We start from the raw sequence: 16,843 nt of genomic DNA, 5'->3' as shown, positions 1-16,843 counted from the left end.
ATCTTCCGTCGAGGAACCCTTGATGCGTGCTTTTCTACTGCTGTTTCTGATTTTTCCTGTGCTGGAGCTGTTCGTCTTCGTGAAGGTCAGCGCGGCAATCGGTTTCTTTCCGGCGTTGCTGCTGATCATCGCCGGCTCCGCCTTGGGCGTACTGGTCATGCGGGTGGCCGGCCTGGCGACTGCATTGCGCGCCCGTGAAAGCCTGCAGCGCGGTGAATTGCCCGCCGAGGACATGTTCCAGGGCATGATGCTGGCCGTGGGTGGTGGCCTGTTGCTGCTGCCCGGCTTCATCAGCGACGTGTTGGGGGTGCTGTGCCTGCTGCCGTTCACCCGTCGCCTGGCTGCGCGCAAGATGCGCGAGCGTGCCGAGGCCCAGGCCATGCGCCAGCGTGCATTCCAGGACGACCCCTTCCAGGCGCAGCCGCGTGATGGCGGCCACCGCCCGAACGTGATCGAAGGCGAGTACGAGCGCCGCGACAAGTAAAAAGGACCGGGGCCGCGCAAGCGGCCCCGGTTTTTTTTGGCCTGATGAAAATTTTTCTATCTCGAGCCTTGTAATTGGATGTGGCGGCCTCATGTATGTGGTCACCGCAAGGTTTCTGGTGGCAACACCAGACATTACACAGGTGGTTCGCTCACAGCGGGCCACCCCCGGCAACGCCGGACAGCATCAAAACCGCCGGTGTCGAACCGGCCGATGAAAACCACAATTTGGGAGAGATCGACAATGAAACTTCGTCCTCTGCATGACCGCGTAGTCATCCGTCGCAGCGAAGAAGAATCGAAAACCGCTGGCGGTATCGTCCTGCCGGGTTCGGCCGCTGAAAAACCAAACCGCGGCGAAGTTGTAGCCGTCGGCACCGGTCGCGTTCTGGACAACGGCGAAGTTCGCGCGCTGGCCGTGAAAGTGGGTGACAAAGTGGTTTTCGGCCCGTACTCGGGCAGCAACACCGTGAAAGTCGATGGCGAAGACCTGCTGGTCATGGCCGAGAACGAAATCCTCGCCGTTGTCGAAGGCTGATTTCCCCCCGACTTCCCGTTACTCCAAAGTTTTTCAAGGATTAAACGATCATGGCTGCTAAAGACGTAAAATTTGGTGATTCCGCTCGTAAGAAAATGCTGGTTGGTGTCAACGTTCTGGCTGACGCGGTAAAAGCGACCCTCGGCCCGAAAGGCCGTAACGTGGTACTGGCCAAGAGCTTCGGCGCGCCGACCATCACCAAGGACGGCGTTTCCGTCGCCAAAGAAATCGAGCTGAAAGACGCTTTCGAAAACATGGGCGCCCAGCTGGTCAAGGAAGTTGCTTCCAAGGCCAACGACGCTGCCGGTGACGGCACCACCACCGCTACCGTTCTGGCTCAGGCCATCGTCAACGAAGGCCTGAAAGCCGTCGCTGCCGGCATGAACCCGATGGACCTGAAGCGCGGTATCGACAAGGCCACTGCTGCCGTTGTTGCCGAGCTGAAGAACCTGTCCAAGCCATGCGCCGACTCCAAGGCCATCGCCCAGGTTGGTACCATCTCTGCCAACTCCGACAACTCCATCGGTGAAATCATCGCCGAAGCCATGGAAAAAGTCGGTAAAGAAGGCGTGATCACCGTTGAAGAAGGCTCGGGCCTGGAAAACGAACTGTCCGTCGTAGAAGGCATGCAGTTCGACCGTGGCTACCTGTCGCCGTACTTCGTCAACAAGCCGGACACCATGGTTGCCGAGCTGGAAAGCCCGCTGCTGCTGCTGGTCGACAAGAAAATCTCCAACATCCGTGAGCTGCTGCCAGTTCTGGAAGCCGTTGCCAAGGCCGGCCGCCCACTGCTGATCGTTGCCGAGGACGTTGAAGGTGAAGCGCTGGCTACCCTGGTAGTCAACAACATGCGCGGCATCGTCAAGGTTGCTGCAGTCAAGGCTCCGGGCTTCGGCGATCGCCGCAAGGCCATGCTGCAGGACATCGCCGTCCTGACTGGCGGCCAGGTCATCTCCGAAGAAATCGGCCTGTCCCTGGAAACCGCTACCCTGGAGCACCTGGGTAACGCCAAGCGCGTCATCCTGTCCAAGGAAAACACCACCATCATCGACGGTGCTGGTGCTGACACCGAGATCGAAGCACGCGTCAAGCAGATCCGTGCCCAGATCGAAGAAACTTCCTCGGACTACGACCGTGAGAAGCTGCAAGAGCGTCTGGCCAAGCTGGCTGGCGGTGTTGCCGTAATCAAGGTGGGTGCCGGCACTGAAGTTGAAATGAAAGAGAAGAAAGCCCGCGTTGAAGACGCCCTGCACGCTACCCGTGCAGCCGTTGAAGAAGGCGTGGTGCCTGGCGGTGGTGTTGCCCTGGTTCGCGCCCTGGCAGCCATCGTCGACCTGAAAGGCGACAACGAAGACCAGAACGTCGGTATCGCGCTGCTGCGTCGCGCTGTTGAATCCCCGCTGCGCCAGATCACAGCCAACGCCGGTGATGAGCCAAGCGTGGTTGCTGACAAGGTCAAGCAAGGTTCGGGCAACTACGGCTACAACGCTGCTACCGGTGAATACGGCGACATGATCGAGATGGGCATCCTGGACCCAGCCAAGGTTACTCGCTCGGCGCTGCAAGCTGCTGCTTCGATCGGCGGTCTGATGATCACCACCGAAGCCATGGTTGCCGACCTGCCGGAAGACAAGCCAGCTGCTGGCATGCCTGATATGGGCGGTATGGGTGGCATGGGCGGCATGATGTAAGCCAGCCTTACCCCCTGCACCATCAAAAAGCCCCGGTTCGCGAGAACCGGGGCTTTTTGTTGTTCCTGTCGGGGCCTCTTCACAGCACAAGGCTGCTCTTGAGCCTTGTGCTGTGAAAAGAGTGGATCAACCGACCAGCGGATCACCGACGTGCAGGATCTTCATGCCGTTGGTGCCACCGATGGTGTGGTAGCTGTCACCCTTGGTCAGGATCACCCAGTCACCTTGCTCCACCAGGCCACGTTTGAGCAGCTCGTCGACCGCTGCCTGGCTCACCTTGTCGGCCGGCAGCGCGGCCGGGTCGAAGGCAATCGGGTACACACCACGGAACATCGAGGCGCGCGCCTGGGTAGCGCGACGCGGCGACAGGGCGAAGATCGGTACATGCGAACGCAGGCGCGACATGATCAGCGGGGTGTAGCCGCTTTCGGTCAGGGCGATGATCGCCTTTACGCCCGGGAAGTGGTTGGCAGTGTACATGGCCGCCAAGGCGATGCTTTCGTCGCAGCGCTCGAAGGTGGTGTGCAGGCGATGGCTGGACTTCTGGCTGGTCGGGTGCTTTTCGGCACCCAGGCAGATGCGTGCCATGGCCTGGACCGCTTCGATCGGGTAGGAACCGGCGGCGCTTTCGGCCGACAGCATCACCGCATCGGTGTTGTCCAGCACGGCGTTGGCCACGTCGGACACCTCAGCGCGGGTCGGCATCGGGTTCTGGATCATCGACTCCATCATCTGGGTCGCCACGATCACTGCCTTGTTGTTGCGGCGGGCGTGCTGGATGATCTTCTTCTGGATGGCGATCAGCTCGGCGTCGCCGATTTCCACGCCCAGGTCACCACGGGCAACCATCACCGCGTCGGAGGCGGCGATCAGCTTGTCGAGGGTCTCGTCATCGGCAACTGCTTCGGCGCGTTCGATCTTGGCCACCAGCCAGGCGCTGCCGCCGGCTTCGTCACGCAACTTGCGCGCGTATTCCATGTCGCTGGCGTCACGCGGGAAGGACACGGCCAGGTAGTCCAGGTCCATTTCCGCAGCCAGCTTGATGTCGGCCTTGTCCTTTTCGGTCAGGGCCGGTGCGGTCAGGCCACCCCCTTTACGGTTGATGCCTTTGTGGTCCGACAGCGGGCCACCGATGATCACCACGCAGTGCAGGGCGTCTGCAGTGGCGGTTTCGACGCGCATGACCACGCGGCCATCGTCGAGCAGCAGTTCGTCACCAACGCCGCAGTCCTTGACCAGGTCGGGGTAGTCGATACCGACGATGTCCTGGTTGCCTTCGGTCAGCGGGTGGGCGGTGGAGAAGGTGAACTTGTCACCGATCTTCAGTTCGATGCGCTTGTTGGCGAACTTGGCGATGCGGATCTTCGGACCCTGCAGGTCGCCCAGCAGTGCAACATGGCGGCCGTTCTTGGCGGCGATGTCACGAATCAGGCGCGCGCGGGCCTTGTGCTCGTCCGGCGTGCCGTGGGAGAAGTTCAGACGTGCCACGTCCAGGCCGGCGAGGATCAGTTGTTCGATCACTTCCGGCGAGTTGCTGGCGGGGCCAAGGGTGGCGACGATTTTGGTGCGGCGGATGCTCATGCACAGACTCCTATAGTGAAGCGCAGCGAAAGGCTACTCCTGAATCTCGCTGTAGTCATTGTTCCGTTGCACTACCTACGCCCAGGGCAGGGTGGCATTTGAACGGGGCAGGGTATCCTTGCAAAAGGGTGTGAAGATTTGCAGGCAAACGCCGATACACTGGCATCAAAGGAGATCCCCATGCGAGCCCTGATCGTTTTAGCCCTGGCCGCCAGCACCGTCGGCTGCACCCGCTGGTCCATGGACCACCACCTGAACAATGCCTACCGCGCCTACGACCGCGGCGATTGCGCGCGGGTCATGCTCGAACTGTCGCAGGTTGATCGCACCAGCCGTGCCCGGCCGTTCATCCACCCCGAAGTGTCATTGCTGCGCGGCCAGTGCCTGGAGCGCCAGGCGTTGTACGTGGATGCGGCGCAGACCTATCAGTACCTGATCCAGCAGTACCCGGGCAACGAGTATGCCTATCGCGCCCAGGCGCGCCTGCAGACCCTGGAAAAACTCGGCCATTTGCGCGGTGCGGGAACAGCCGTGGCCAACCCGGTGACGAGCGTACCTTGGCGCTAACACAAAGGTGTGGTTAATTTCACGAGATTTGCTGCGCGTGCTGCGCTAATCTGTAACTCAGTTGTTACAACAACCGCCAGTACTTTGTATTCCTGGCATCAGGTACGGAATACACTCGCGATCATGTTCAACAAGCGCCACATCGAACGTCATCAGCTACCTTGTGTCCTCAAGGTATTCAACCGCTTTACCGGTCAGGAGATCGGTCAGCTAGGCAATGCCTCTGAAAATGGGCTGATGGTCATCAGCCAGCTACCTGTGTTGGTCGGGCCCGATTACGAGCTGCAACTGCGTATGCCCCTGCCTGGCGGCGGGCACCAGTTCGTCAACCTCACTGCCAGTTGCCTGTGGTGCCGTGAGGACCAGACACCTGGGCATTACGATTCGGGCTTCATGCTGCTGCAGTCTCCGCGCGAGTACGATGATTTCGTTCGTTCATTGCGCGACTATTTCAGTTTCCGCCCCGCCAACGCGCCCGTCTGAACGTTCATTTTTCAGAATCGCGCTAGAATCGGGTCGACCTCGATACAGGACGACCCCGTGACCTCCAGCATTTTCTGGCACGACTATGAAACCACCGGCATCAACCCGCGCTGCGATCGGCCGCTGCAGGTGGCCGGCGTGCGCACTGACTTCGACCTCAACGAGATCGACGAGCCGATCAGTCTCTATTGCCGGCCGTCGGACGATATCCTGCCGCACCCGGCGGCCTGCCTGGTGACTGGCATCACGCCGCAACTGCTGGCGGAGCAGGGCTTGTGCGAAGCCGAGTTCATGACCCGTGTGCATGCCCAACTGGCGCAACCGGGCACCTGTGGTGCCGGCTACAACACCCTGCGCTTCGACGATGAAGTGACCCGCTACAGCCTTTACCGCAACTTTTTCGATCCGTACGCCCGTGAATGGCAGGGAGGCAATAGCCGCTGGGACCTTATCGATATTGTGCGTACCGCCTATGCCCTGCGCCCGGAGGGTATTCAATGGCCACAACAGGACGGGCGCACCAGTCTGCGTCTTGAACTGCTGAGCAAGGCCAATGGCATTGACCATGGGCATGCCCACGAAGCGCTTTCCGACGTGCGGGCAACCATTGCCTTGGCCCGCCTGATTCGGCAGAAACAACCCAAGTTGTATGACTGGCTGTTTCAGCTGCGCAGCAAGCATAAAGTGATGGAGCAGATCCGTTTGTTGCAGCCACTGGTGCATATATCCGGACGTTTTTCGGCGGCGCGCAATTACCTGGGTGTCGTATTGCCACTGGCCTGGCACCCGCGTAATCGCAATGCACTGATTGTCTGCGACCTGCATCAGGAAACCCTACCGTTACTACGGGAAAGTGCTGAAGTTTTGCGTCAGCGTTTGTACACCCGGCATGATGAATTGGCTGAAGGTGAATTGCCGGTACCGCTCAAATTGGTGCAGATCAATCGTTGCCCGGTAGTGGCGCCGCTGTCGGTATTGCGCCCGGTCGATCAACAACGATTGGGCCTGGACTTGACGTTGTTACAATCGCGCGGCGAACAATTGGCCAATCAACAGGCGCAATGGCAAGAAAAGCTGGAGCACATCTATGGCAAGGACGAGTTCGCCCCGAGTGAGGACCCGGAACAGCAGTTGTATGAGGGTTTTATAGGTGACCGCGACCGGCGCTTATGCGAGCAAGTTCGTGCGCTGGAACCGGCGCAGTTGAGCCATGGCCACTGGATGTTCGATGATCCGCGTTTGCCGGAGCTGTTGTTCCGCTACCGGGCACGTAACTTCCCTGAAACCTTGACCGGCGAAGAGCGGCAACGTTGGTATGGCTTCTGCCAGCAACGCCTGAGCGACCCGCACTGGGGCGCGCCGAATACCTTGGGCGACTTCGAACAGGCTCGCCAGCAAGCCTGGGAGGGCGCCGACGAGGCGGGCAGGCGGGTGTTGGAGGCCTGGCAAATGCATGCTCGACAATTGCAGGAAAACTATTCAATCGGCTGATGGCAGGTAAACAAAAACGCCGGCAGTGTGCCGGCGTTTTTGTTGTGCGAAGCAAGAGGCGTATGCGGATAATCAGTCCAGCAGGGTTGCCCAGCTTTCAACCACATCGCCGCCCCAAGTGGCTTTCCACTCTTTCAGGGTCTTGTGGTTGCCGCCTTTGGTTTCGATCACTTCACCGTTGTGCGGGTTCTTGTATTGCTTGACCTTGCGTGCGCGCTTGGTGGCGGTAGTCTTGACCGAACCACGAGGTGCCTTGCTCAGTTTCGACTCTGGGTCGAGCAGGGCAATCACGTCGCGCAGCGACTTGGAGTATTCGCCCATCAGTGTGCGCAGTTTGCCTTCGAACTCCAGTTCTTTCTTCAGCTTGTCATCCTGCGACAGATTGGCCAGGCGGGCCTGAAGTTCCTTGATGGCTTCTTCGGTAGCGCGGTACTCGTTGATCAGGGACATGGAGTGTTCCTTAATGCGTGTTCAGAAATGTGTGGGCCAATAATAGACAGGCAATACTCGCAAGTAAACATAAGAATGGGCAATTAACTGTTAATTAAGCTGTGACAGCATTTCTCTACGTGAACAAAATTTTACATACGGCCCAGACGATTCGTCATGTCTGTCAGACAGAGCCCCTGCTGCGTTTTCGCGCCTGCATATGCCATCGTGGCAGCGATCAATACTGCGTTTTTTCTGGCGGGCCGCTAGAATAGGCGCCTTTGCGAAGTTCTGGAGTCTCATTCATGCGCACCTATCGTCTGGTGATCGCCTGCCCCGACCGTGTAGGCATCGTGGCGAAAGTCAGTAATTTCCTGGCCTTGTACAATGGCTGGATCAACGAAGCCAGCCACCACTCCGATGAGCAGAGCGGTTGGTTCTTCATGCGTCATGAAATCCGCGCTGAATCGCTGCCGTTCGGTATCGAAGCTTTCCGTGAAGCGTTTGCGCCGATCGCCGAAGAGTTCTCTATGACCTGGCGCATTACCGACTCGGCTCAGAAAAAACGCGTGGTATTGATGGCCAGCCGTGAGTCGCACTGCCTGGCAGACTTGCTGCACCGCTGGCACACCGATGAGCTGGACTGCGAGATCCCTTGCGTGATTTCCAACCACAACGACCTGCGCAGCATGGTCGAGTGGCACGGTATTCCGTTCTTCCATGTTCCGGTCGACCCCAAGGACAAGGCCCCGGCCTTTGCCGAAGTGTCGCGCCTGGTGCAGGAGCATGCCGCCGACGTCGTGGTACTGGCCCGCTACATGCAGATCCTGCCGCCACAACTGTGCCGGGACTATGCCGAGAAGGTGATCAACATCCATCACAGCTTCCTGCCGTCGTTCGTCGGCGCCAAGCCTTACCATCAGGCCGCCCTGCGGGGCGTGAAGCTGATTGGCGCGACTTGCCACTACGTCACCGAAGAGCTGGACGCCGGCCCGATCATCGAACAGGATGTGGTACGTGTCAGCCATGCTGACAGCATCGAGGACATGGTCCGCTTTGGCCGTGATGTGGAGAAGATGGTGCTGGCCCGTGGCCTGCGTTATCACCTGGAAGACCGCGTGCTGGTGCATGGTAACAAGACTGTGGTGTTCGACTGACACCACTTGGTTTGCTGTGAGATTCTGGGCTGCGGTGCAGCCCTGTCGCGACAGGGGTGCACAGCGCCCCGGCAATCTTGGGTGAAACGCCAATGGCCAGGCAACGCAACAACCCCGCCGCCTCACCTCCACCGACCCTTGGCGAAGGCTGCCTGGCCCGCTACGACCCTGAAGCCCTGGATGACACGGATGGCACCGAATTCCCCGGCGCCGCCGAGCTCTGGCAACAGCTCAACCCGCCTGACGCCGCCAGCGCTCCAGCAGCGGACGCCCAAGCAGGCACACAAACACCGGCCCCCCAGCCAGCAGATAAAAGTAGTAAGTAACCGCCCGCCATATCAGGATTGCCGCAGCCGCGGTCGAACTGCCCACCAATGGCGTCAACAGGCTGGCCGACGTCAGCTCGGCGGCCCCGGCTCCGCCAGGCAGCAGGCTGAATTGGCCGGCGCTGAGCGACAGCATCTGCACCAGGAAGCTGGGAATCCACTGCAGGTCCACCCCCAAGCCCCGCAGCACCAGGTACAACACGCTGTAGCGCAGCCCCCAGTGGGCGCAAGTCAGGGTGAATACCAGGCTCAACGTGCGCTTGGGCAGGCGCCAGGTCTGCGCCAGTGCTGCGACGAAGTGCAGCAGTTTGCGCGCCCAGCGGCGTTTGCGCGGCTGACCCATCCCCATGCGCTGCAGCAACCTGCCGTTCATGCGCATTATCGGACGCCGATAGCGCGACAGCCCGATCACCCCGGCCAACGCTGTGCACAGCAGTAACGCACTGCCCAGCAACATGCTTTCCTGGCTGTGGCCCAGGCTGTGGAACAGCGCGTAGCCGGTAATCGCCAGCATTGCGCAGAAGAAGAACACCAGGTCGTTCAACTGGTCCATGGCAAAAACGGCGCCGCTGCGTGCCGGGCTGATGCGGTCTCGCGCCAGCAGGGCCATCAGGGTCAGCGGCCCACCACTGCCGCCAGGGGTGGTGCAGATGGCAAATTCAGTGGCCATGACCACGCCCAGGCTGCGAGCATGGCTCAACTGTTTTGCCTGCTCACCCAGCAACAGGCGCAGGCGCAGCGCATTGATGACCCAGCACAACAGAATCATGCCTAGCAGCATGAGCAGCAAGTGCGGGTCGAACCGGCTCAGTCGCGGCAGCAGCTCGCTACCACCCAGCAACGCTGGCACCAGCGCTGCACCCAGCAATGCCAGCGCCAACCAGGCCCAACGCTTCATGCTGCCCCCTGGCGCTCCAGCCAGGCAGATTTGGTCAATGGTTCGCGACCATCCTTCAACAGTTTCTCCAGTGTTCGCAGCCAATAATCACGGGATGAGCGATGGCGCATGTCTACAGGGTGCAACCCCATGCGTATTGTGCTTGCGTCCCGCCAGCGCTGGCATTGCCAGTCGCACAGCGTGCGGGACAGTTTGCGACGCCATGCGCTTCGGGCGCTCCAGACCAGGCCTGGCGCATCAATGGCCGTAAAGTCCGGCAAACGGTACAAATGCTGCGGTGTGCTGGTGTATTTCAGTGGCAGGCTGCACAGCGCTTGCCGCGTGCCTTGGCTCATGAGCCAGGCAGGTGCGACAAACCCTGCCACAGGCCACCCTTGGCCCTCGAACAGTGCCAGGCCCTCCTGTAGGCGGGTAAGTGCTTCGCTCTCATCAAGGCTGTAGAACTCGCCTTCATGTGTATAGATGCGCCGCATGAAGTAGTCGACGGGGTTGCGCGGTGCGGGTCCTTCGTCTGCATGGGCATAGCCGTGAAGCGCCAGTTCGTCGCCTTTGGCCAGGCGTGCGTCCAGAAGGCGGCAGAACGTAGGTGCCCGGTGCAGCGGATTACGCCGATGGAAGTCCGGGACCACCAGCCATGTCATTGGCACGTTGCCCAGCGCGTCAACGGCCTCTACGAACGGTTCATAGTCCGGCCAGGTTTCCGGGGCAACATCATGCAGCACCAGCATGAGGCTGCGCTGGCTCGCGGAGGGCTCAAGCATGGGCGCGCACCTGTGGCTGGTGGCCGAGCACGGCCTGGTAGTGCTGCAGCAGGCCAGCCACCACGTTATCCCACGAATAATGATGCTCTACATGGTGACGGGCCTGCACACCGAGCTCGCGTATACCTGCCTCGAACGCCTCGCGCACGGCCGACGCCATCGCCCGACCATCGTTGGGCGCGCACAGACGGCCACACTGTTCGTTGATGATTTCAGGGAAGGCACCGGCGCGCACGGCCACCACGGGCGTGGCGCTGGCCATCGCTTCGAGAATGACCAGGCCGAATGTTTCCTGGTCGCCAGCATGTACCAACAAGTCGGCGCTGGCCATCAGCCGGGCCACCTCTGCAGCCGGGCAGAAGTGATCGATGACGCTGACGTTGTGCGGCACGTTGGCCGGCATGCTCGAGCCTACCAGTAACAGGTGGTAGGGGTCGCCGAGTTGCCGCATGCAGTCAAGCAGTACCGGTAGGTTCTTTTCCCGCGAGCCTCGGCCGGCATAGATCAACAGGCGGCTGGTATCGGCAATGCCCAGTTCGGCACGTACATGTGGGTCGCGCCGGGCGGGGTGGAAAGTGGCAAGGTCAACGCCCAGCGGCTGCACATGGACATCGCGCACGCCCAAACGGCGTAATTTTTCGGCCATCACCTGGCTGGGGGCCAGTACCCGGTCAAAATTGCCGTATAACTTGCTGACGTAGGCCTCGACATTGGGGGCGAACCAGTTGCCCATGCGGTTGCTGACCAGTAACGGCAGGTCGGAATGGTAGAAGCCGATCACTGGCACGTCGAGCTGGCGCCGTGCTTCCAGCGCCGCCCAGGCGGTCAGGTAGGGGTCGCCGACTTCGATCAGGTCGGGCTTGAGCGTGCGCAGTGTGTTGCACCAGGGGGCCAGGCGTACCGGAAAGCGGTAGCCTTTGCCAAACGGCAAGGGCGGCGCAGGTACCTGGTAGATACCATCGGCGTGTCGGGCGCTGGCACCGGGAATCAACAGGCTGTGGCGTACGCCGTGAATGGCGTCGAGACGGTGATGTTTGGCATCAAGATAGGTACGTACGCCACCGCTGGCTGGGGCGTAGAACATGGTGATGTCGGCGATGTGCACGATCAGCATCCCTCCGGGATCGTCTTCGGGTCTGTCATCCGGCGTTGAATGCCGGCGATGACACGCCTAAAGGTGGACCTATCAGAAGGATAGTTTGTTCGATCAGTTTGAGAGGGGGAGTGCGCAATGCCTGGAGCAGCACAAAGGCTGCGCCAGGCGAAGGTGTAGCAGCTATCAGATACGGAAGCTGCCCACCAGATGCTTCAGGCGGCCAGCCTGTTGCTCGAGGTCGGAGCACGCGCGCAGGGTCGCTTGCAGGTTCTCCACGCCTTCCTGGTTGAGCATGTTGATCTCGCTGATGTCCATGTTGATCGCCTCGACCACGGCGGTCTGCTCTTCGGTGGCAGTGGCCACTGACTGGTTCATGCCGTCAATTTCGCCAATGCGCACGGTAACGCTGTCCAGTCGCTCACCCGCCTGGTTGGCGATCTGCATGCTGTCCTGGCTGTGGCGCTGGCTCTGGTCCATGGTATCGACCGACTCGCGGGCCCCGACCTGCAGCTCTTCGATCATGGTCTGCACTTGCTGCGCCGATTCCTGGGTGCGGTGCGCCAGGTTGCGCACCTCGTCGGCGACCACGGCAAAGCCACGCCCGGCCTCACCGGCGCGGGCCGCTTCGATGGCGGCGTTTAGTGCCAGCAGGTTGGTCTGCTGGGAAATGCTGGTGATCACTTCCAGGATCTGGCCGATATTCACGGTCTTGCTGTTCAGTGTTTCGATGTGCGCGCTGGACGTGACGATCAGGTCGGACAGGCGGTTCATTGCGGCAATGTTGCGCTCGACCACTTGCTGGCCTTCTTCGGCCAGCAGGCGCGCGGAGCTTGCGTGCTGCGAAGCCTGGGCGGCGTTGCCGGCAATTTCCTGGGCAGCTGCTCCCAGTTCGTTGATGGCGGCTGCGACACTGTTGGTGCGGTTGGACTGCTCATCGGAGTTGGTCATCGACGAGTTCGAAGCACTGATCACCCGCAGGGCCACTTCGTTGACCTGCTCGGTGGCCGAGGACACTTCGCGAATGCTGCTGTGAATACGTTCGACGAAGCGGTTGAAGGCGTTGCCGAGGACACCGAATTCGTCGTGGTTGTGGATATGCAGGCGCTTGGTCAGGTCGCCTTCACCTTCGGCAATGTCTTCCATGGCGCGGGTCATGGTGTGCAGCGGCTGCATCAACACGCGGATCAGCAGGCCGAGCAGGCCGATGATGATCACCACCGCCACTAGCGTGGCGATCACCGCAGAGGTGCGGAAGGTGCTGAGCATCGAGAAGGCCTTGTCCTTGTCCACCGACAGGCCGATGTACCAGTTTGCCGACGGCAGGCCGGTAATCGGGCTGAAGGTCAGCAGGCGAGTCTGGCCATCGCTTTGCACTTCGGTCAGCTCACCGGTCAGTTTCGGCGTGTGCTGCGGGAACAGGTCCGACAGCGACTTCATGACCAGGTCTTTATCCGGGTGCACCAGGATCTTGCCCTGGTCGTTGACCAGGAAGGCGTATCCCATGCCGCCGAAGTTCAGCGAGTTGATGATCTGCACCAGGCCGTCCAGGGCCAGGTCGCCGCCGACCACGCCAACGCTGCTGGAGACCTTGTTGAGGATGCCTATGACCATCTTGTTGGTGGTCATGTCGATGTACGGTTCGGTCAGGGTCGCGCCGCTGGCGTTCATGCCGTCCTTGTACCAAGGGCGGGTGCGCGGGTCGTAGCCGTCGGGCATCTTCGCGTCCGGGCGCACGCTGAAACTGCCGTCGACCTTGCCCAGGTAGACCGTGAGGAAGCTGGAGGTCAGCGCATTCTGACCCATCAGGGTTTCGGCGCTGGCTGGGTTCTGGGCAATGTTCTGCGCCAGGTTTTCCACCAGTTTTATCCGGCCCTCGAACAGGTTGCGAATGTTGGTCGACGTGGAGGCGCCCATTTCAGCCAGGTAGTTTTCCAGGTCCTCGCGGATCGCATTACGCTGGAGGTAATCGTTGTAGAGGGTGAAAAGGCTGAAGGCGAGTATCACGATCAGTGATGCCGCCAAAAGAATCTTGTGGCTGAAACGAAGGCTTTTGTTCATGGGCGTAATCGATTCCGCTAAGGTTCTATATCAGGCGTTCGCACGAGTGGAGCCGTAGGTTGTGCAACATCCCGAGAAGTCCCTTTTCGGTTGTTCCTCTCTATTAAGGCGAATATCACCCACAGGTATCGGCCGAATTAAGCTAAAGCTTGAGCAGAGGATTAAAAAGATGTCGGAATTTTCGACCATCGTTGTAGGTGCGGGCCCGGATGGCCAGCCAGTCGGTCAAGCAATGCGCCTGGCCAACCGGCACGGTCTGGTGGCTGGCGCAACGGGTACTGGCAAGACCGTCACTCTGCAGCATCTGGCGGAGGTGTTCAGCGACGCGGGGGTGGCGGTGTTCGCCGCCGATGTCAAAGGCGACCTTTGTGGTTTGGGCGCTGCCGGTGCGCCGCAAGGCAAGGTGGCTGAGCGCATCGCTGGCATGCCGTGGCTGGGGCATACGCCTCGGGCCTATCCGGTGAGCCTGTGGGATATCGCCGGGCAGTCTGGCCACCCGCTGCGCACCACCCTCAGTGAAATGGGGCCGCTGCTGCTGGGCAATTTGCTGGAACTGACCGACAGTCAGCAGGCGGCGTTGTATGCAGCATTCAAGGTGGCCGACCGCGAAGGCCTGCTGCTGCTGGACCTCAAAGACCTCAAGGCCCTGCTGGCGCATCTGAAGGATAACCCGCAGCTGCTCGGCGAAGACAGCGCGCTGATGACCACGGCTTCTACCCAGGCCTTGCTGCGCCGGCTCGCTACCTTGGAGCAGCAGGGCGCCGAGGCACTGTTCGGCGAGCCGGCATTGCAGCTGGAGGACCTGCTGCGCCCTGATTCGGATGGCCGTGGGCGTATCCACCTGCTCGATGCCAGCCGATTGGTGCACGAGGCTCCCAAGGTGTACGCGACGTTCCTGTTGTGGCTGCTGGCCGAATTGTTCGAGCAGTTGCCCGAGCGCGGTGATGCTGACAAGCCGGTGCTGGCGCTGTTCTTCGATGAAGCACACTTGTTGTTCAACGGCACGCCCAAGGCGTTGCAGGAGCGGCTTGAGCAAGTGGTCCGGCTGATCCGCTCCAAGGGGGTGGGTGTCTATTTCGTTACCCAGTCGCCGGGGGACTTGCCCGACGCGGTGCTGGCCCAGTTGGGCTTGCGCATTCAGCACGGCTTGCGGGCGTTCACGGCCAAGGAGCAGAAGTCGCTGCGGGCGGTAGCCGATGGTTTCCGCCCCAACCCGGCGTTCGATACCCTGGCAGTGCTGACCGAACTGGGTATTGGCGAAGCGCTGGTGGGTACGTTGGAAGAAAAGGGCACGCCGGCCATCGTGCAGAGGGTGCTGGTTGCACCGCCGCAGTCGCGTATTGGGCCACTGAGTGCGGTTGAGCGCAGTGCGCTGATTGCCGCTTCGCCATTGGCTGGGCGCTATGACAAGCCGGTGGACCGTGAATCTGCCTATGAAATGCTGACCCAGCGCAAGGGCGAACCGGTAGAGCCGGCGCCACAACCGAAGGCGGATGAAGAGAGCTTTGCCGACAAGGCTGGCGAGTTCTTGCAGAGTGCAGCGGGGCAGGCGATCAAGTCGGCAGTGCGCCAGGCAGCTAACCAGTTGGGGCGGCAGTTGGTGCGCGGGTTGATGGGGTCGTTGTTAGGGAGCAAGAAAAGGTAGTCTTCCTGCGCAGGCCCATACCCTCGGTAGCACAAGGCTGCCCCGGCAAAGAACAGGGCAGCACAGGAATGACGGCTATGAAAAAGGCGCCCGGGGGCGCCTTCATTCATTGCGGTGTCACTCAGCCAATGGCTTTGGACGCCAGCCAGAACAGGCCGGCCGCCAGGCCCATCGAGGCAGGCAGGGTCAGGACCCATGCCAGCAGGATGGTCTTCACAGTGCCGCCTTGCAGGCCACTTTTGTTGGCGACCATGGTGCCGGCCACGCCGGATGACAGCACATGGGTGGTCGACACCGGCAGGGCGAATACGTTGGCCATGCCGATGGCGCAGGCTGCAGTGATCTGTGCCGACATGCCTTGGGCATAGGTCATGCCTTGTTTGCCGATCTTCTCGCCTACGGTCAACACTACGCGCTTCCAGCCAACCATGGTGCCCAGGCCAAGGGCCAGGGCGACGGCCACGATCACCCAGAACGGGGCGTATTCGGTAGTGGCGGTGAGGTCTTTGCGCAGCTTTTCAAGGTCGGATTTTTCACGGGCGTCCAGGCCTGGCAGCTTGCCAACCTTCTTCGCGGTGTCATCCAGGCACAACAGGTAGCGGCGTACTTCAACGCGCTTATCGGCGTCGAGGCTGTGGTAGTCCGTCACGCCTTTCAGCGAGGTCTGCAGCGCAGCAATGGTCGGTTCGGTCTGCTGAGGGTTGCAGCTGAACTGCTCCGGCAGGTCGCTGGCCTTGGCCTTGCCCAGTGCCAGGAACTCGCCCAGGGTGGCGGCGTTACGCTGGTAGAACTGGCTCATGTGCAGGGTAGCGTCGCGCGTACGCTCGATCTGGTAGGTGGTGCTGTTCAGGTCGAGTACGAATTTGGCCGGCACAATACCGATCAGCACCAGCATGATCAGGCCGATGCCTTTCTGGCCGTCGTTGGAGCCGTGCACGAAGCTCACACCCATGGCGGAAACCACCAGGACCAGACGGTTCCAGAAGGGCGGGTGCTTTTTGTCGTCGAGCTTGCGGCGTTGTTCCGGCGTTTTGTGCATCTTCGACAGCGGGCGCCACCATTTCAGGCCGATCAGCACCAGCGCAGCAACGGCGAAGCCGGCCATTGGCGAGACCACCAGTGACATGGCGATATCGATCGCTTTCTGCCAGTTGACACCGTCGCCCAGCGGAATGTCGTTGATCAGGGCGTTGGCCAGGCCGACACCGAGAATGGAGCCGATCAGCGTATGCGAACTGGAGGCGGGAATGCCAAAGTACCAAGTGCCCAGGTTCCAGGTGATGGCCGCGGCCAGCAACGAGAAGACCATGGCCAGGCCATGTCCGGTGTTCACATTGATCAGCAGCTCTACCGGCAACAGGTGCACGATGGCATAGGCCACCCCTACACCGCCGAGCAGAACGCCAAGGAAGTTGAACACGCCGGAGAAGAACACGGCGAGGTGCGGTGGCATGGCTTTGGTATAGATGACGGTAGCTACCGCGTTGGCGGTGTCATGAAAGCCATTGATGAACTCGAAGGCGAGTACGAAGGTCAAGGCGAGCAGTAGGCTCACCAATACCCAGGCATCCAGTCCGCTGAATAAATCGATCATGAAGGTTGTCTGGCGGGTCATAGGGGGGCGGGATTATGCCAGAAA

15 protein-coding genes and 1 pseudogene are annotated in these 16,843 nt (G+C 60.8%); 8 read left to right on the top strand and 8 right to left on the bottom strand.

The window, feature by feature from the left end; genetic code table 11:
- Positions 1-22 precede the first annotated feature (22 nt).
- The 3 genes from AC3B5Q_RS21140 (at position 23) to groL (ending at position 2,712) form a co-directional block, all read left to right on the top strand.
- The gene (locus tag AC3B5Q_RS21140) at positions 23-484 is read left to right on the top strand and encodes an FxsA family protein (RefSeq protein ID WP_003251903.1); all 462 of its coding nucleotides are present in this window, start codon (positions 23-25) and stop codon (positions 482-484) included.
- A gap of 243 nt (positions 485-727) precedes the next feature.
- Positions 728-1,021 carry a co-chaperone GroES gene (locus AC3B5Q_RS21135; RefSeq protein ID WP_003251905.1) on the top strand — a complete coding sequence of 98 codons (294 nt, stop codon included), beginning with the start codon at positions 728-730 and terminating at the stop codon, positions 1,019-1,021.
- Between the two features lie 50 nt (positions 1,022-1,071).
- Entirely contained in the window at positions 1,072-2,712 is a 1,641-nt protein-coding gene (groL, locus tag AC3B5Q_RS21130) for a chaperonin GroEL (protein WP_021785801.1), read from the top strand.
- A gap of 126 nt (positions 2,713-2,838) precedes the next feature.
- Here groL and pyk read toward each other — a convergent pair whose 3' ends face one another.
- The gene (pyk, locus tag AC3B5Q_RS21125) at positions 2,839-4,293 is read right to left on the bottom strand and encodes a pyruvate kinase (protein WP_021785800.1); all 1,455 of its coding nucleotides are present in this window, start codon (positions 4,291-4,293) and stop codon (positions 2,839-2,841) included.
- 180 nt (positions 4,294-4,473) lie between these two features.
- On the opposite strand from pyk, the gene AC3B5Q_RS21120 reads away from it, so the two are divergent.
- The 3 genes from AC3B5Q_RS21120 to sbcB all read left to right on the top strand — a co-directional run bounded on the left by AC3B5Q_RS21120 (position 4,474) and on the right by sbcB (position 6,834).
- Positions 4,474-4,860 (top strand): tol-pal system YbgF family protein, encoded by a 387-nt coding sequence (locus AC3B5Q_RS21120; protein WP_021785799.1) that lies wholly within the window; start codon positions 4,474-4,476, stop codon positions 4,858-4,860.
- Between the two features lie 123 nt (positions 4,861-4,983).
- Positions 4,984-5,343, top strand: a complete 360-nt coding sequence (locus AC3B5Q_RS21115; protein WP_012053641.1) for a PilZ domain-containing protein — start codon at positions 4,984-4,986, stop codon at positions 5,341-5,343.
- A 57-nt stretch (positions 5,344-5,400) separates the two neighbouring features.
- Positions 5,401-6,834 carry an exodeoxyribonuclease I gene (gene sbcB, locus AC3B5Q_RS21110; RefSeq protein ID WP_028697493.1) on the top strand — a complete coding sequence of 478 codons (1,434 nt, stop codon included), beginning with the start codon at positions 5,401-5,403 and terminating at the stop codon, positions 6,832-6,834.
- A 72-nt stretch (positions 6,835-6,906) separates the two neighbouring features.
- On the opposite strand, the gene mvaT is transcribed toward sbcB, so the two are convergent.
- Positions 6,907-7,284: a histone-like nucleoid-structuring protein MvaT gene (gene mvaT, locus AC3B5Q_RS21105; protein ID WP_003251920.1), complete on the bottom strand. Its 378-nt coding sequence runs from the start codon at positions 7,282-7,284 to the stop codon at positions 6,907-6,909.
- 284 nt (positions 7,285-7,568) lie between these two features.
- Here mvaT and purU point away from each other — a divergent pair, with 284 nt between their 5' ends.
- Positions 7,569-8,420 carry a formyltetrahydrofolate deformylase gene (gene purU, locus AC3B5Q_RS21100; protein WP_003251921.1) on the top strand — a complete coding sequence of 284 codons (852 nt, stop codon included), beginning with the start codon at positions 7,569-7,571 and terminating at the stop codon, positions 8,418-8,420.
- Positions 8,421-8,651: 231 nt separating this feature from the next.
- Here the strand turns inward: purU and gpgF are convergent, their stop codons facing one another.
- From gpgF to AC3B5Q_RS21075, 5 genes and pseudogenes are all read right to left on the bottom strand, one after another.
- Complete coding sequence (gpgF, locus tag AC3B5Q_RS21095; RefSeq protein WP_021785797.1) at positions 8,652-9,644, bottom strand: glucosaminyl phosphatidylglycerol flippase; 993 nt, start codon at positions 9,642-9,644, stop codon at positions 8,652-8,654.
- A complete protein-coding gene (gpgD, locus tag AC3B5Q_RS21090) occupies positions 9,641-10,405 on the bottom strand; it encodes an N-acetylglucosaminyl phosphatidylglycerol deacetylase (protein ID WP_274101206.1) in 765 nt (254 codons plus the stop codon). The genes gpgF and gpgD overlap by 4 nt, the downstream gene beginning before the upstream one ends.
- Positions 10,398-11,519, bottom strand: coding sequence for an N-acetylglucosaminyl phosphatidylglycerol synthase (gene gpgS / locus AC3B5Q_RS21085; protein ID WP_488392731.1), 1,122 nt, complete (start codon positions 11,517-11,519; stop codon positions 10,398-10,400). Before gpgS ends, gpgD begins: the two co-directional genes overlap by 8 nt.
- Before the next feature lie 165 nt (positions 11,520-11,684).
- Positions 11,685-12,449 (bottom strand): methyl-accepting chemotaxis protein, encoded by a 765-nt coding sequence (locus AC3B5Q_RS21080; RefSeq protein ID WP_373604725.1) that lies wholly within the window; start codon positions 12,447-12,449, stop codon positions 11,685-11,687.
- A gap of 93 nt (positions 12,450-12,542) precedes the next feature.
- Positions 12,543-13,559, bottom strand: a pseudogene (locus AC3B5Q_RS21075) (cache domain-containing protein); the annotation flags it as partial.
- A gap of 169 nt (positions 13,560-13,728) precedes the next feature.
- Here AC3B5Q_RS21075 and AC3B5Q_RS21070 point away from each other — a divergent pair.
- The gene (locus tag AC3B5Q_RS21070; protein ID WP_084850839.1) at positions 13,729-15,204 is read left to right on the top strand and encodes a helicase HerA-like domain-containing protein; all 1,476 of its coding nucleotides are present in this window, start codon (positions 13,729-13,731) and stop codon (positions 15,202-15,204) included.
- A 121-nt stretch (positions 15,205-15,325) separates the two neighbouring features.
- Here AC3B5Q_RS21070 and AC3B5Q_RS21065 read toward each other — a convergent pair whose 3' ends face one another.
- On the bottom strand, positions 15,326-16,798 hold the full coding sequence (locus AC3B5Q_RS21065) for an inorganic phosphate transporter (protein ID WP_028697497.1): 1,473 nt from the start codon (positions 16,796-16,798) through the stop codon (positions 15,326-15,328).
- Positions 16,799-16,843: the final 45 nt, after the last annotated feature.

It is taken from the genome of Pseudomonas sp. D5(2026), assembly GCF_057766845.1.
The sequence above is the reverse complement of the archived record's forward strand: the minus strand, read 5'-3'. Positions and strand labels throughout refer to the sequence as shown.